This is a genomic window from Mycobacterium sp. smrl_JER01 (genome assembly GCF_048513595.2).
Classification (GTDB): Bacteria; Actinomycetota; Actinomycetes; order Mycobacteriales; family Mycobacteriaceae; genus Mycobacterium.
Genome location: NZ_JBLXXK020000001.1, coordinates 3,652,837 through 3,668,154 on the forward strand (window position 1 = coordinate 3,652,837; position 15,318 = coordinate 3,668,154).

General features: G+C 67.4%; 13 protein-coding genes and 1 pseudogene. 7 read left to right on the top strand and 7 right to left on the bottom strand.

The window, feature by feature from the left end:
* Positions 1-45: 45 nt before the first annotated feature.
* Positions 46-1,836: pseudogene (locus tag ACNUDN_RS17225) on the top strand (DEDD exonuclease domain-containing protein); the annotation flags it as partial.
* On the opposite strand, the gene trpD reads toward ACNUDN_RS17225, so the two are convergent.
* Positions 1,774-2,868, bottom strand: a complete 1,095-nt coding sequence (trpD, locus tag ACNUDN_RS17230) for an anthranilate phosphoribosyltransferase (RefSeq protein ID WP_419123028.1) — start codon at positions 2,866-2,868, stop codon at positions 1,774-1,776. The pseudogene ACNUDN_RS17225 and the gene trpD overlap by 63 nt on opposite strands.
* Before the next feature lie 69 nt (positions 2,869-2,937).
* Between trpD and ctaE the strand changes: the two genes are divergently transcribed.
* Genes ctaE through qcrB form a run of 4 tightly spaced genes read left to right on the top strand, consistent with a single transcriptional unit; the run spans position 2,938 to position 7,328 of the window.
* Entirely contained in the window at positions 2,938-3,549 is a 612-nt protein-coding gene (gene ctaE / locus ACNUDN_RS17235) for an aa3-type cytochrome oxidase subunit III (RefSeq protein ID WP_419123029.1), read from the top strand.
* Positions 3,550-3,583: 34 nt separating this feature from the next.
* Positions 3,584-4,405 carry a cytochrome bc1 complex diheme cytochrome c subunit gene (gene qcrC, locus ACNUDN_RS17240; RefSeq protein ID WP_419123030.1) on the top strand — a complete coding sequence of 274 codons (822 nt, stop codon included), beginning with the start codon at positions 3,584-3,586 and terminating at the stop codon, positions 4,403-4,405.
* Positions 4,402-5,658: a cytochrome bc1 complex Rieske iron-sulfur subunit gene (gene qcrA, locus ACNUDN_RS17245; RefSeq protein WP_419123031.1), complete on the top strand. Its 1,257-nt coding sequence runs from the start codon at positions 4,402-4,404 to the stop codon at positions 5,656-5,658. Before qcrC ends, qcrA begins: the two co-directional genes overlap by 4 nt.
* Positions 5,655-7,328 carry a cytochrome bc1 complex cytochrome b subunit gene (qcrB, locus tag ACNUDN_RS17250; RefSeq protein ID WP_419123032.1) on the top strand — a complete coding sequence of 558 codons (1,674 nt, stop codon included), beginning with the start codon at positions 5,655-5,657 and terminating at the stop codon, positions 7,326-7,328. The genes qcrA and qcrB overlap by 4 nt, the downstream gene beginning before the upstream one ends.
* A gap of 297 nt (positions 7,329-7,625) precedes the next feature.
* Here qcrB and ACNUDN_RS17255 read toward each other — a convergent pair whose 3' ends face one another.
* The 4 genes from ACNUDN_RS17255 to ctaC form a co-directional block, all read right to left on the bottom strand.
* Positions 7,626-8,306, bottom strand: a complete 681-nt coding sequence (locus ACNUDN_RS17255) for a DUF2561 family protein (RefSeq protein ID WP_419123033.1) — start codon at positions 8,304-8,306, stop codon at positions 7,626-7,628.
* A 15-nt stretch (positions 8,307-8,321) separates the two neighbouring features.
* Positions 8,322-9,206: an MmpS family transport accessory protein gene (locus ACNUDN_RS17260; RefSeq protein WP_419123034.1), complete on the bottom strand. Its 885-nt coding sequence runs from the start codon at positions 9,204-9,206 to the stop codon at positions 8,322-8,324.
* Between the two features lie 170 nt (positions 9,207-9,376).
* Positions 9,377-9,796 (bottom strand): cytochrome c oxidase subunit 4, encoded by a 420-nt coding sequence (locus ACNUDN_RS17265; RefSeq protein WP_419123035.1) that lies wholly within the window; start codon positions 9,794-9,796, stop codon positions 9,377-9,379.
* 9 nt (positions 9,797-9,805) lie between these two features.
* Complete coding sequence (gene ctaC / locus ACNUDN_RS17270) at positions 9,806-10,840, bottom strand: aa3-type cytochrome oxidase subunit II (RefSeq protein ID WP_419123036.1); 1,035 nt, start codon at positions 10,838-10,840, stop codon at positions 9,806-9,808.
* A 159-nt stretch (positions 10,841-10,999) separates the two neighbouring features.
* Between ctaC and asnB the strand changes: the two genes are divergently transcribed.
* Entirely contained in the window at positions 11,000-12,940 is a 1,941-nt protein-coding gene (gene asnB / locus ACNUDN_RS17275; protein WP_419123037.1) for an asparagine synthase (glutamine-hydrolyzing), read from the top strand.
* A gap of 10 nt (positions 12,941-12,950) precedes the next feature.
* Here asnB and ACNUDN_RS17280 read toward each other — a convergent pair whose 3' ends face one another.
* A complete protein-coding gene (locus ACNUDN_RS17280; RefSeq protein WP_419123038.1) occupies positions 12,951-13,922 on the bottom strand; it encodes a carbohydrate kinase family protein in 972 nt (323 codons plus the stop codon).
* Between the two features lie 199 nt (positions 13,923-14,121).
* On the opposite strand from ACNUDN_RS17280, the gene ACNUDN_RS17285 reads away from it, so the two are divergent.
* Positions 14,122-14,790: an Rv0361 family membrane protein gene (locus ACNUDN_RS17285; protein ID WP_419123039.1), complete on the top strand. Its 669-nt coding sequence runs from the start codon at positions 14,122-14,124 to the stop codon at positions 14,788-14,790.
* A 70-nt stretch (positions 14,791-14,860) separates the two neighbouring features.
* Here the strand turns inward: ACNUDN_RS17285 and ACNUDN_RS17290 are convergent, their stop codons facing one another.
* Complete coding sequence (locus ACNUDN_RS17290; protein WP_419123040.1) at positions 14,861-15,238, bottom strand: HesB/IscA family protein; 378 nt, start codon at positions 15,236-15,238, stop codon at positions 14,861-14,863.
* Positions 15,239-15,318 lie beyond the last annotated feature (80 nt).

A 15,318-nucleotide genomic window follows, 5' to 3' on the forward strand; every position in this document is an offset into this window, starting at 1 on the left:
CGCCGCCTCTGCGGACTTGTCACCGCGGGCGCTTACCTTCGGCGCATGGGTCAGCTCAGCTTCGCCGACGTGGACGCCTCGGCTGACCCCACACTTCGGGAGACCACGTTTGTCGTCGTCGATCTGGAGACCACCGGCGGACGGGCCTCCGGCGAGCGGCACGACGCGATCACCGAGATCGGCGCGGTGAAGGTGCGCGGCGGCGAGATTCTCGGCGAGTTCGCGACGCTGGTCGACCCCGGACGCGCCATACCACCGCAGATCGTCGCGCTCACCGGCATCACCTCGGCGATGGTGTACGACGCCCCGAAGATCGACGCGGTGCTCCCCGCTTTCCTGGAGTTCTGCCGGGGCGCGGTGCTGGTGGCCCACAACGCGGGCTTCGACATCGGGTTCCTGCGCGCGGCCGCCGAACGCAATCAGCTGCCCTGGCCGAAACCTCCGGTGCTGTGCACGGTCACGCTGGCCCGCCGGGTCCTCACCCGTGACGAGGCCCCCAGCGTGCGTCTCTCGGCGCTGGCGCGATTGTTTCGCGCCTCCACCACCCCGACCCACCGCGCCCTCGACGATTCCCGCGCCACTGTCGACGTGCTGCACGGGCTCATCGAGCGGGTCGGCAATCAGGGGGTGCACACCTACGCCGAATTGCGCTCGTATCTGCCTGATGTCACACCCGCGCAGCGCGGCAAGCGTCACCTGGCCCGGGCTCTGCCGCGCACCCCGGGTGTATATCTGTTCCGCGGCCCGTCCGCGGAGGTGCTCTACGTCGGCACGGCGGTCGACCTGCGGCGTCGGGTCTCGCAGTATTTCAACGGCGCCGATCCCCGCACCCGCATCAAGGAGATGACCGCGCTGGCCACCGCGGTGGAGCACGTGGAGTGTGCCCATGACCTGGAGGCCGGCGTCCGGGAACTGCGGTTGTTGGCCGCCCACGCACCGCCCTACAACCGTCGGTCGAAGTTTCCGCACCGTTGGTGGTGGGTGATCCTGACCGCCGAAGCCTTCCCGCGGTTCTCGACGGTGCGTTCGCCCGCCACCGACAGCGCGGTGGGCCCGTTCCGGACCCGATCCGATGCCTCCGAAGCCGCGGCGTTGATGGCGCGATTCACCGGTATCCGAACCTGCACCAACCGGCTGGGCCGGTCCGCGGTCCACGGACCGGCCTGCCCGGAACGTGAGGTCTCGCCGTGCCCGGCCGTTAGGGGAGCCGATGCCGGGGCGTACGCCGCCGCCGCGCACGTCGCGCTGGCGCTCATCGACGGCCGGTGCAGCCGGCCGCTCTCGGCAGCAGTGGCCCAGATCGCCGACCTCGCCGAGCGCAACCGGTACGAGAGCGCCGCCCGGCTGCGCGACCGCACGGCCGCCACGATCGATGTGCTGTGGCGGGGCCAGCGGCTTCGGGCGCTGTCGGCGATCCCGGAACTGGTGGCCGCCAAACCCGACGGGAACCGGGGCTGGCGGCTGGCGGTCGTCCGGCACGGGCAGCTGGCGGCCGCCGGCAACGCGGCCCGCGGTGTACCGCCCATGCCGGTGGTCGACGCCCTGACCGTCGCGGCGCAGACGGTGCTGCCGACCACCGGCCCGCTGGGCGGCGCACTGGTCGAGGAGACCGCCCTGATCGCGCGCTGGCTGGCACAGCCGGGCGTACGGATCGTGCGCGCCGACACCGGCTACTGCTCTCCGGTCGGCGCCGCGGGGAGATTCTCGACATGGGCCGCGACCGCACGCTCGGCGCGGGTGGCTGCCGAGCAACTCGCCGAACACTGCGACGGTTCAGAGGTCCTGGGTGAACCGCGCCCAACGCGCGAGCAACTGTTCGGCCGCCCCGGAGTCGATCGCATCCTTGGCCCGCGTGAGACCGGACTCCCAGGCCGGGACCCACTTGGCGTCGCTGGATAGCCCGGCATGCGCCACCAGCGCACCCGCCGCGTTGAGCACCACCGCATCACGCACCGGGCCGGTGGCGCCGCCGAGCACCGCGCGGGCGGACTCGGCGTTGGCCTCGGCGTCGCCACCGACGAGTTCGGAGATGTCGGCTCGGGCGAACCCGAACGCTGCAGGGTCGAACCTGAGCCGGTCGACGGTACCCGCCTGAACCCGCCAAATCGTGCTCGTCGTCGTCGTGGTCAGCTCGTCGAGCCCATCGTCACCGTGGACGACCAGCACGCTCGCACCGCGGGTGGCGAAGACTTCGGCCATCACCTCGGCCAGGTCGCTCCACGCACAGCCGATCAGGCCCGCCCGCGGCGACGCCGGGTTCGTCAGCGGACCCAGCAGGTTGAACACCGTCGGGACACCGATCTCCCGACGCGCCACGCCGGCATGCCGCAGCGAGGGATGGAACTGAGGGGCGAACGCGAAGCCGATGCCGACCTCGGCGACGCACCGGGCGACCTCGTCGGGGCCCAGATCGATCCGCACCCCCAGTGCTTCCAGGGTGTCTGCGCCACCGGACAACGAGGACGCGGCACGGTTACCGTGCTTGACGACGGGCACACCGGCCGCGGCAACCACGATGGCGGCCATGGTGGACAGATTGACCGTGTTGGCACCGTCGCCACCGGTCCCGACCACGTCGACGGTCGCGGTACCGATGCCCTCTGTCGGCACCCGCCGCGCGTGTTTGAGCATGATGTCGGCCAACTCGGCGACCTCGGCCGAGGTCGGGCGCTTCATCTTCATCGCCACGCCGAACGCCGCGATCTGCGCCGGTGTGGCGGACCCGGTCATGATCTGGTCCATCGCCCACCCGGCCTGACCGGGCAGCAACCCCTGCATGGTGGTCAGCCTGCCGAGAATCTGGGGCCACGTGGGAACAGTTCCAGCGGCGTTCTGCGGCGAAAGGGACTGAGGCGAAGGGGTAGGCACGGACACGATTATGACGAATTGCTCGACCCGGGTGGAGTTCAACAACTACAAAGCGTCATACTTGCTCCTGTGACGAGCGCTGTAGGGACGTCGGGAACCGCAATCACGTCGCGCGTGCATTCGCTGAATCGGCCAAATATGGTCAGTGTCGGCACCATCGTCTGGCTTTCCAGCGAGTTGATGTTCTTTGCTGGACTGTTCGCGATGTACTTCACGGCGCGCGCGCAGGCCCATGGTGACTGGCCGCCGGAACCCACCGAGCTGAATCTCGCGCTGGCCGTGCCGGTCACGCTGGTGCTGATCGCCTCGTCGTTCACGTGCCAGATGGGGGTGTTCGCCGCCGAGCGTGGCGACGTGTTCGGGTTGCGCCGCTGGTACACGCTGACCTTCGCGATGGGCTTTTTCTTCGTCTGCGGTCAGGCCTATGAGTACATCCACCTGGTTGATCACGGCACCACCATCTCGAGCAGCGCCTACGGCACCGTCTTCTACCTCGCGACCGGTTTCCACGGTCTGCACGTCGTCGGTGGCCTGATCGCGTTCGTCCTGCTGTTGATCCGCACCCGGATGAGCAAATTCACGCCCGCGCAGGCCACCGCCGCGATCGTGGTGTCGTACTACTGGCACTTCGTCGACATCGTGTGGATCGCGCTGTTCGCCGTCATCTACTTCGTGCGATGACTCGACCTGACCGGAAAACCACGGGAACCAAGCGATGAGAAGGGGTTCAATGACCAGCAAGTCGCGCCGACGGTTACGCCGCCGTGTCACGGCAGCCCTGCTGCTGCTGAGCGGATTGGTGATGGCCGGTGGACTGGCGGCCACGTTGACTCCGTCACCGCAGGTCGCGGTCGCCGACGAAGCGGCGTCGGCGATGCTGCGCACCGGTCAGGAGCTGTACGACACCTCGTGCGTCACCTGCCACGGAGTGAACCTGCAAGGCGTCGCGGACCGCGGCCCGAGCCTCATCGGCGTCGGCGAGGCAGCCGTGTACTTCCAGGTGTCCACCGGACGTATGCCCGCGATGCGCGGTGAGGCGCAGGCCCCGGCCAAGCCACCGCACTTCGACGAGGCCCAGACCGACGCGTTGGGCGCCTACATCCAGGCCAACGGCGGCGGCCCGGTCGTCCCCCGCGACGAGAACGGGCAGATCGCTTCCCAGTCGCTGATCGGGAACGACGTCGCCCGCGGCGGTGACCTGTTCCGGTTGAACTGCGCGTCCTGCCACAACTTCACCGGCAAGGGCGGCGCGTTGTCGTCGGGTAAGTACGCACCCGACCTCGGCGACGCCAACGAAGCACAGATCTACACCGCGATGCTGACCGGCCCGCAGAACATGCCGAAGTTCTCCGATCGGCAGCTGACTCCGGAAGAGAAGCGCGACATCGTGGCCTACGTGCGCGAAGCGGCTGAGACGCCCACGCCCGGAGGTCTCGGGCTGGGTGGCTTCGGACCGACGTCCGAAGGCATGGTCGCGTGGATCGTCGGTATGGTGGCTATCATCGCCGCCGCTCTCTGGATCGGAGCACGGGCATGAGTGACGGGCACGACGACGCCAACCGCGACGCGAAGAGCGGTGCGACCGGCGGTGCGACGGGTGATGTGAAGGGCACTGACGTTCCCGGCCACAAGGGCGAACCGGGACAGCCCACCGACGCCGAGCTGGCGCAGATGTCTCAGGAAGAGCTTCTGGAGCTGGGCGGCAAACTCGACGGCGTCGAGATCGTCTACAAGGAACCGCGCTGGCCGGTGCCGGGCACCAAAGCCGAGAAGCGCGCCGAGCGTGCGGTCGCGTACTGGTTCCTGCTCGCCGGTTTCTCCGGTCTGGCGCTGTTGCTGATCTTCCTGTTCTGGCCCTGGGAGTACCAGCCGTTCGGCTCCGGCGGCGAATTCGTGTACTCGCTGACCACCCCGCTCTACGGTCTGACCTTCGGCCTGTCGGTGCTTGCCATCGGTGTCGGCGCGGTGCTGTTCCAGAAGAAGTTCATCCCCGAGGAAATCTCGATCCAGGACCGCCACGACGGGGCCTCCCCGGAACTGCACCGCAAGACCGTGGCGGCCAACCTCGGTAACGCCCTGGATGGCTCGACGCTCAAGCGGCGCAAGATGATCGGCCTTTCGCTGGGCATCGGGTTCGGTGCGTTCGGCCTCGGTACCGCGGTCGCGTTCATCGGTGGCCTCATCAAGAACCCGTGGAAGCCGGTGGTCCCGACCGCCGAGGGCATGAAGGCCGAGCTGTGGACCTCGGGATGGACCCCGCGGTTCGAAGGCGAGACCATCTTCCTGGCCCGGGCGACCGGAAAGCCCGGCGAATCCCCGTTCATCAAGATGCGCCCGGAGGACATCGACGCCGGCGGCATGGAGACGGTGTACCCGTGGCGCGAATCCGACGGCGACGGAACCACGGTCGAATCCGAGCACCATATTTTCGAGATCTCGATGGGCGTGCGGAACCCGGTCATGTTGATCCGCATCAAGCCCGGCGACATGTCGCGAGTGGTCAAGCGCCGCGGCCAGGAGAGCTTCAACTTCGGTGAATTGTTCGCCTACACCAAGGTGTGTTCGCACCTGGGCTGCCCGTCCTCGCTGTACGAGCAGCAGACCTACCGCATCCTGTGCCCGTGTCATCAGTCGCAGTTCGACGCGTTGCACTTCGCCAAGCCGATCTTCGGTCCGGCGGCACGCGCGCTGGCGCAGCTGCCGATCACCATCGACCAGGACGGCTACTTGGTCGCCAACGGCGACTTCATCGAACCCGTCGGACCGGCATTCTGGGAGCGGAAGTCATGAGCCCACGTCTAGACGCAGCCGAGATCGCGGCCAAACAGGGCGACGCGATCGACTCGCGATACCACCCGTCGGCTGCGGTGCGTCGGCAGCTCAACAAGGTCTTCCCGACGCACTGGTCGTTCCTGCTCGGCGAGATCGCGTTGTACAGCTTCATCGTTCTGCTCATCACGGGCGTGTACCTGACGCTGTTCTTCGATCCGTCGATGGCCCACGTCACCTATGACGGCGTCTATCAGCCGTTGCGCGGGGTGGCGATGTCACGCGCCTACGAGACGACACTCGACATCAGCTTCGAGGTGCGCGGCGGTCTGTTCGTCCGTCAGGTCCACCACTGGGCGGCCCTGCTGTTCGCCGCGTCGATCATGGTGCACCTGGCCCGTATCTTCTTCACCGGCGCGTTCCGCCGCCCCCGCGAGGCGAACTGGGTGATCGGCTCGCTGCTGCTGATCCTGGCGATGTTCGAGGGCTTCTTCGGATACTCCCTGCCCGACGACCTGCTCTCGGGTACCGGTGTTCGTGCCGCACTGTCCGGCATCACGATGGGTATCCCGATCGTCGGCACCTGGCTGCACTGGGCGCTGTTCGGCGGCGACTTCCCCGGCGAGATCCTGATTCCGCGTCTGTACGCGCTGCACATCCTGCTGATCCCAGGGATCATCCTGGCGCTCATCGGCGTCCATCTGGCGCTGGTGTGGTTCCAGAAGCACACCCAGTTCCCCGGCCCGGGCCGCACCGAGACGAATGTGGTCGGCGTGCGCGTCATGCCGGTGTTCGCGGTGAAGTCGGGTGCGTTCTTCGCGATGACGGTCGGCATTCTCGGCCTGATGGGTGGTCTGCTCCAGATCAACCCGGTATGGACGATCGGCCCGTACAAACCGTCCCAGGTGTCCGCGGGTAGCCAGCCGGACTTCTACATGATGTGGACCGACGGCCTCATCCGATTGTGGCCGGCGTGGGAGTTCTACCCATTCGGGCACACCATTCCGCAGGGCGTGTGGGTCGCGGTGGCGATGGGCCTGATCTTCACCCTGCTGGCGCTCTACCCCTTCATCGAGAAGAAGCTCAGCGGTGATGACGCTCACCACAACCTGCTGCAGCGCCCGCGTGACGCTCCGACCCGCACCGCGGTCGGCGCGGCCGCGATCGCCTTCTACATCGTGCTGACCTTCGCCTGCATGAACGACATCATCGCGCTGAAGTTCCACATCTCGCTCAACGCGACGACGTGGATCGGCCGCGTGGCCATGGTGCTGTTGCCCGCGATCGTCTATTTCGTGACCTACCGCTGGGCGGTGGCCCTGCAGCGCAGTGACCGCGCGGTGCTGGAGCACGGAATCGAGACCGGCATCATCAAGCGGTTGCCGCACGGCGCCTACGTCGAGTTGCACCAGCCGCTCGGCCCTGTGGACGAGCACGGTCACGCGATCCCGCTGGAGTACCAGGGCGCAGCGTTGCCCAAGCGGATGAACAAGCTGGGTTCGGCAGGCGCCCCGGGCACCGGCAGCTTCCTCAAGGGCGACCCGCTGTCCGAGCACGAGGCGCTCACCGATGCGGCACACGCCGCCGAGCACCGGGCGCTGACGGCCCTGCGCGAGCACCAGGAGCGCAGCAGCGCGACGAACGGCTCGTCCAATGGGCATGGTTCGTCGAACGGGAACGGACACCACTGACAGGTAGATCAGATCGGAAATGATCCGCCCCGGCCGGCTTGGCCGGGGCGGATCATTTCTTTGTGGGCATGCCCCGGGCGGCCTCGTCGCGCCTACCAGGCCGTCTCATCGTGTGCACCGCTGGGGCCGTCTCAAGGCGCGTACCGCTGGGGCTCGATGCGGGTATCGCGTGTACGGCGGGCCCACCACGCTGACGCGGCAGCCCCCGGACGGCCAGCCCTCCCCCGCAGGCACGCCGGGGGCGACCACGCGTCCTGCGGCAATCGACCCGGCAATCGGTGCTGCCGGCCGCGAGGTTCAGTCTTCGGTGTCCGGGCGCAATTCACGCAGGTAATACCACGGGATGGCACCCATGGCGACCGTGACGACTCCGGCAACGCCGTAGAGCACCCAGGCGACGGTGTCGCTCTCCACCGCCATCAGGTAGGTGGCCACCGCGATGAGCAGGGTGGCCACCCCCATCGCGCAGACCAGGGACGCGGTGCAGCGCAACCAAACCCGGTCGGTGACCGGCGACACCGCTGCTGCAGGTGTCCGCTGCGGACGCGGCAACGGACCGCTGACCTCGGTCGGGCGCGCGGCGCGCAGCTTCTCCGTGGGCGCGTCCACGCCCCGCACCGGCAGCACCGGTTCGTCGGCCGCCGCCGGCGGCACCGGTTGGTCGGCCGCCGCCGGCGGCGACGGGGCGACATCCCGGTCCGCGGCGCGGCGGGCACGTAGCAGCAGCGGTACGGCAACGACGATCACCGCGGCAGAGACGCCGATGATGGTGTAGAGCACCCACGGTGTACCGGAGTCGGCGGCTGATTCGGTGTGCCCGCGGGCCAGATCGACCAGCGCCACAGCCGCGGCGACGCCGGCACCAAGGGCAGCCAGCCAGGCGACGATGCAGCCACCGAGCAGGATGCGGTCGGTGCGGTCGAGCGCGGATATCTCGAAGCCCACCGGCGCTGCGGACGTGTCATTGCGATTCGACATCGGCGGTGTCGGTGCCTAACAGCTGGTCTGCGCGGAATTGCTGGTGTTGGAGGACAACACCGTCCCGTCGCTGGTGGTGATGGAGCAGTTCAGTCGACTCACCAGAAACAGGCTGGAGGCCTGAACCGAACCGACTTCGGACTGAGAGATCGGGGTGACCGTCAGCGACCACGGGATGTAGACGTTGCGCTGGGTGCGGCTGCGTCCCGACGCGTCGATGTAGGTGACGGTGATGATGTCGCCCGGCGCCTTCGTGCCGGTCACCGAATAGGTGACCTGTCGCGGGCCGGCCGGCGTCGTCGTGGTCGGCGGCGGTGGTGGCGGCGGCTCGGTGGTGGCGGGTGGTGGCGGCGGAGGAGGCGCCTCGGTGGGCTCCGGCGGTGGAGGAGGCGGCTCGGTCACGGTGACAGTCTCCGGCGGCGGGGGTGGCGGCGGCTCGGTGGTCGGGGGTGGCGGTGGAGGCGGTGGAGTCGTGGTGGTGATCGCGTCCTGCACAGGCGGCACCGGACTGCTGGTCGTCGTCTCGGGGGTGGCGAGGTTGTCGGTGTCGGAGCGCGTCACCAGCACCGACACCGACACCACCAGGGCAATCGCGGCGACGATGGCGACCACACCGACCACCCACGGCCAGCGCGGAGGAGGGCCGCTATCGACCGGATCAGCGGTGCCGGCGTCGTAGCTGTCATAGTCGAACAGAGCCGCATCGGCGGGTACGTAGGGCGGGCTGACGAACTGCTCGGACTCGGGTGCCGAGTAGGCGCGGGAGTAGAAGTCGGTTTGACCGGTGTCGGGGGTGTCGGCTGCCTGGGTGGCGTCATCGGGGGCCTGCCGACCAGCCGGCTCCTCGTCCGGGAGACCGGAGTCGCCAGAGTCCCGCCCGGGAGGATTCGGCCCGCTCATCTACGTCTATCCTTCTCGACTGCTTCTCGGCGCCGGCGGTTGCCGCAGCGGCTCATGGCGCCTCGGCAACACTACCCAACGCCAGCACCCGATCGGACGGCTCGAAGCCCCATGACGACGAACTCATGCCCTGATTGTGACCTTGTTCGCGTCACGGCGCCGGCACCGGGTCAGTGCTTCTCAGGTCCCGTGTGGTATTCGAACACCAATCCACTCACGGTGGCCAGGACCATGCAGACACCAGCCACGATCAACCACGGCAGCCACATCGCCATACCGACCGCGGTGATCGAACCGGCCAGCGCGATGAAGATCGGCCACCAGCTGTGCGGCGGATAGAAGCCGAGCTCACCGGCGCCGTCGGCGATCTCGGCGTCCTCGTAGTCCTCGGGCCGGGTATCGAGGCGGCGGGCCACGAACCGGAAGAACGTGCCCGTGATCAAGGTCAACCCGGTGGTCAGTGCGAGCGCTGTGGTGCCCGCCCACTCGATGACGCCGTTGGCGAACATATGCGTCAGCACGCCGTAAACCACGGTGGACAGCGCGAAGAACGCCGTCAGGAACTCGAACAACCTGGCTTCGATATGCATCTGCTGTCCTTACCTGCTCGCCTGGGGCAACGGGGGCGCCAGCTCTCCGCGACGGGTGTCGAACGGTTGTGTGGTGACCGCCAGCGGCGGCTGGTTGATGGCCTCCAGCGCCTCGGCGTTCGACCGGCCTGCGCTGCGCTGGTCGAGATACGCCTTGAAGTCGTTGGGCTCCACGACCCGCAGCTCGAAGTTCATCATCGCGTGGTAGGTGCCACACATCTCGGTGCACCGCCCGACGAACGCGCCGGTCTGGTTGATCTCACTGATCTGGAAGATGTTGTCGGAGTTGTTCTCCCGGGGGTTGGGCAGCACATCCCGCTTGAACAGGAACTCCGGCACCCAGAATCCGTGGATCACGTCGGCCGAGGCGATCTGGAATTCGATGCGCTTGCCGACGGGAACCACCAGAATCGGGATCTCGGTCGACGTGCCCAGGGTCTCGATCTCGTTGAAGTTCAGGTACGAGCGGTCCTCGGGGTTGGCGCCGTAGATCGCACCGACCTGATCCCCGCCGTGCCCGTCGCCGCCCTCGGGACGCGACGCCATGGCTTCTCTACGCTCGTCGTCCACACCGTCGTAGGTCAGCGTCCCGTCGGCGAAATCGACTCGCTGGTAGCCGAACTTCCAGTTCCACTGGAAGGCCGTGACGTCGATCACGACCTCGGGATTGTCCTCCTTGTGCAGCATCCGCTCCTGCACCACGACGGTGAAGTAGAACAGCACCGAAATGATGATGAAGGGGATGACCGTCAGCGTGAGCTCAAGGGGCATGTTGTAGCCGAACTGCCGCGGCAGTTCGGTGTCGGTCTTCTTCTTACGGTGGAACGCCATGGTCCAGAACAGCAGCACGTAGACGATCGCACCGACGACGAGCGCGGCGATCACCGACCCGATCCACAACTCACGGTTCAGGTGGGCCTCGGGGGTGATGCCGGTGGGCCAGCCGAGGCCGAGCACCTCCGACCAACTGCATCCGCTGAGTAGCACCGCCGTCCCGCCCAAGAGCAGGGACAATGCCACCAACTTAGGGCCGCGAGCGGACACGTTGGCGCCTCCTACTAAGTCGATTGACCGGTGGGCGGTCAGACCGCTGCATCGAATACTACGCAGCGTAGACCACGCCGTGGATGTGATGCGAAGCGACCGGCGAATGCGCGCGAGTGCCGGTCCCGGCCCATCCGCGGGATTAGGCATACTGGCGCGGTGTGCGGACTGCTGGCGCTGGTCACCGACCCTTCCTCTGACCTTTCCCCCACCACCGTCGACGCGGTGTCGGCCGCCACGGCCCAGATGCGCCATCGCGGCCCGGACGAGCCGGGCACCTGGAACGACGACCGTGTGGTGCTCGGTTTCAACCGACTCTCCATCATCGACATCGCCCACAGTCACCAACCGCTGCGGTGGGGGCCGCCGGACGCGCCGAACCGCTACTCGCTGGTGTTCAACGGAGAGATCTACAACTACCTGGAGCTGCGTGACGCCCTGCGTAGGGAGTTCGGCGCCGAGTTCCACACCGACGGTGACGGCGAAGCGATCGTCGCGGCCTATCACCACTGGGGTGCGGCCGACTCGCTGACCCGGCTGCGCGGGATGTTCGCGTTCGCGCTGTGGGACAGCGTGGAGCAGGAACTGTTCTGCGCCAGAGATCCGTTCGGCATCAAGCCGCTCTATCTGGCCACCGGACCGGGGGGCACCGCGGTGGGCAGTGAGAAGAAATGTCTGCTCGACGTGGCCGACCGTCTCGGCATCGACCCGGGCATCGACGAGCGCGCCGTCCAGCACTACACCGTGCTGCAGTACGTCCCGGAACCGGAGACCCTGCACCGGGGCATCCGCAGACTGGAATCCGGCAGCTTCGCCCGGGTCCGCCCGGGCAACCCCCCGGTGGTGACGCGCTACTTCGAGCCCCGCTTCGACGCGGTGCCGTTCTCCAGCCGGTCCGGCGCCGACCAGGCCCGCTATGACGAGATCACCGCGGTGTTGGAGGACTCGGTGGCCAAACACATGCGCGCCGACGTGACGGTGGGTGCGTTCCTGTCCGGGGGTATCGACTCGACCGCGATCGCCGCGCTCGCGATGCGCCACAACCCGCGGCTGATCACGTTCACGACCGGCTTCGAGCGGGAAGGGTTCTCCGAGGTCGACGTCGCTGTCGCCTCGGCCGAGGCGATTGGGGCGCGGCACGTCACCAAAGTGGTGAGCCAGCAGGAGTTCGTCGCGGCACTCCCCGAGATCGTCTGGTACCTCGACGAACCCGTCGCCGACCCGGCGCTGGTGCCGCTGTACTTCATCGCCAAAGAGGCCCGAAAGCACGTCAAGGTGGTGTTGTCCGGGGAGGGCGCCGACGAGCTCTTCGGGGGGTACACGATCTACCGTGAACCACTGTCGTTGAAGCCCTTCGATTATCTGCCCCGAGGCCTGCGCAGATCGGTCGGCAGAATGGCCGGTCCGCTGCCGGAGGGCATGCGGGGCAAGAGTCTGTTACACCGAGGCTCACTGACCCTCGAGCAGCGTTACTACGGAAACGCGCGCAGCTTCTCCGACGCGCAGCTGCGCGCGGTCCTGCCCAGGTTCCGGCCGGAGTGGTTGCACACCGACGTCACTGCCCCGCTGTACGCGCGGTCGCAGGGCTGGGACCCGGTGGCCCGGATGCAGCACATCGACCTGTTCACCTGGCTGCGCGGCGACATCCTGGTCAAGGCGGACAAGATGACGATGGCCAACTCCCTGGAGTTGCGCGTGCCGTTCCTGGACCCCGAGGTGTTCGCGGTGGCGTCCCGGCTGCCCTACGACCAGAAGATCACCAGGTCGACGACCAAGTACGCGCTGCGCCGCGCGCTGGAGCCGATCGTTCCCGCCCACGTGCTCAACCGGCCGAAGCTCGGTTTCCCGGTGCCGATCCGGCATTGGCTGCGTTCGGGCGAACTGCTCGACTGGGCCTACGCCATGATCGGGACGTCAGGCGCCGGTGAACTCGTCGACCTGACCGCGGTGCGTGCCATGCTCGACGAGCATCGCAGCGGCGCCGGCGATCACAGCCGCCGACTGTGGACGGTGCTGATCTTCATGCTCTGGTACGCGATCTTCGTCGACAGGAGCATCACACCGCAGATCAGCGAGCCGACCTACCCGGTGCAGCTGTGACTGTCGCCGACTACAGGGCGGCGGCGATCTCCGCGGCAGCATCGGCCCCGTAGGCGCCGGACAGGCGCTCCACGGCAGACTCCTTGTGCCAGGTCCACTCCTGCGGCCCGGAAGCTTCGAGCACCAGTGTGGCCACCAGGGAGGCCAGCTGAGCAGAGCGCTCCAGCGACAGGCCGGCGTCGCGGCCGGTGAGGAAGCCCGCCCGGAAAGCGTCACCGATGCCGGTCGGGTCCTCCTTGTGGGTCTCGGGCACCACGTCGACGTGGACGAAGGTGCCGTCGCGTCCGACGAGATCGACGCCCTTCTCCCCCAGCGTCGTCACCCGCAACTGGATCTGGTTCATCACCTCGGCCTCCGACCAACCGGACTTCTGCAGCAGCAGATCCCACTCGTAGTCGTTGGTGAACAGATAGGTGGCTCCGCCGATCAGCCTGCGGATCTCTTCCCCGGACAGACGTGCCAACTGCTGGCTGGGATCGGCGGCGAAGGCGAGTCCGAGTTTCCGGCATTCCTCGGTGTAGAGGAACATGGCCTCCGGATCGTTGGCCCCGACGATCACGAGATTCGGTGTGCCCGTTTGTGACACCACGTCAGCCAGCTTGATGTTGCGGGCTTCCGACATCGCGCCCGGATAGAAGGACGCGATCTGGGCCATGTCCTCGTCGGTGGTGCACACGAACCGCGCGGTGTACGAACTCTGCGAGACCAGCACGCTGTCGCAGTTGACGCCGTGCGAGGTCAACCATTGGCGGTAGTCGTCGAAGTCCTCGCCGACGGCTCCGACCAGCACCGGGCGGCCGCCGAGGACGCCCATGGCGAACGCCATGTTGCCCGCGACGCCGCCGCGATGCATGACGAGGTCATCGACGAGAAAGCTCAGCGACACCTTCTGCAGGTGGTCTGCGAGCAGTTGCTCGGAGAACTTCCCCGGAAAGCGCATCAGATGATCAGTTGCTATCGATCCGGTCACCGCAATGGTCACGCAGTTTCACCCTTCGTCGTTTCGGCGTTTCAGCCTAGTGTCGGCCGGGCCGGTGGACCTTTCGAGGCGCCAGGTCGGGCCCGCTTCGGCAGCGCTGCCGACGGGGTCACCGCCGGCCTGTGCGCTAACCTGCCTATAAATGCCTGCCCGGTCACTGTAGATGCCGCAGGATCCGATCGACTTCCCCGGGAGCTAATCTATGACCGGTCCTTACCCGCCTCCCTATGGCGCAGGACCACCCGGCCCGCAGATGTACCCGCAGCCCTATCCCCCGCAGACCTATCCGCCGCTGGGCACGCCCTATCCGGAAGACGGCCCGGTTGCCGCGTATCCGGGGCCACTGCCCCCGCCGGTGCAGTACCCGAACCGCAAGCGACCCTGGATCGTCGCCGCGGTCATCGTCGTCGCGGTTGTCGTGCTGGCCGGCGTGATCGCCGCTGTGGCGCTCACCGGCGGGCGCGGTGGCGCGGTCGCGACCGGTGCGCTGACGGAGACGTCGGCGCAGGCCGCGATTCAGAATTACCTCGATGCGCTGACCGACGGGGATGAGGAGGCGGTGGCCCGCCACACGTTGTGCGGCCTCTTCGATGCGGTCAAGGAGCGCCGTTCCGATCTGGCGCTCGCGAGCCTGTCCAGCGATGCGTTCCGTAAGCAGTACGACAGCGCCGAGGTCACGTCGATCGACAAGATGGTGCTGTCCTCACCGACCCAGGCCCAGGTGTTGTTCACGATGCGCGTAGAGCCGGCCACCGGTTCGTCCCGTAACCGGCCCAGCGAGGCCGAGGAGCAGGCCGTCGCTCAGGTGCTGTCGATCGACGATCAGGTGTTGGTGTGTTCCTACCTGCCGCGCACGGCCGGTCAGTACTGAGTCGCCGACCCGACAGCCCGCCGAACCGACCGGTTGAAACGCCCCGATCGGTTGCGGCGAACTGCTTCGATCAGTTGAACGAGTCGCCGCAGGCGCACGAACCGGTGGCGTTGGGGTTGTCGATGGTGAAACCCTGCTTCTCGATCGTGTCGACGAAGTCGATCGTGGCGCCCTGGACGTAGGGCGCGCTCATCCGGTCGACAGTGAGCTCGACACCGTTGAAGTCGACCGTGAGGTCGCCGTCGAGCGAGCGGTCGTCGAAGAACAGGTTGTAACGAAGACCCGCGCACCCGCCCGGCTGAACGGCGATGCGCAGCGCGAGGTCGTCGCGACCCTCCTGGTCGAGCAGAGCCTTGGCCTTGGCGGCAGCGGCATCCGTCAGGGTCACACCGTGTTGGGCGTCGGTGGCTTGACCTGCCTGCACTGCCGACTCGTCCTGAACAGTCATGGAATCTCCCGTGTGGATGTACGTGGGTGGGACCGCCGGTGGGCTTACGACGGGTTGTACGCGTGAACGTACGACGTTGG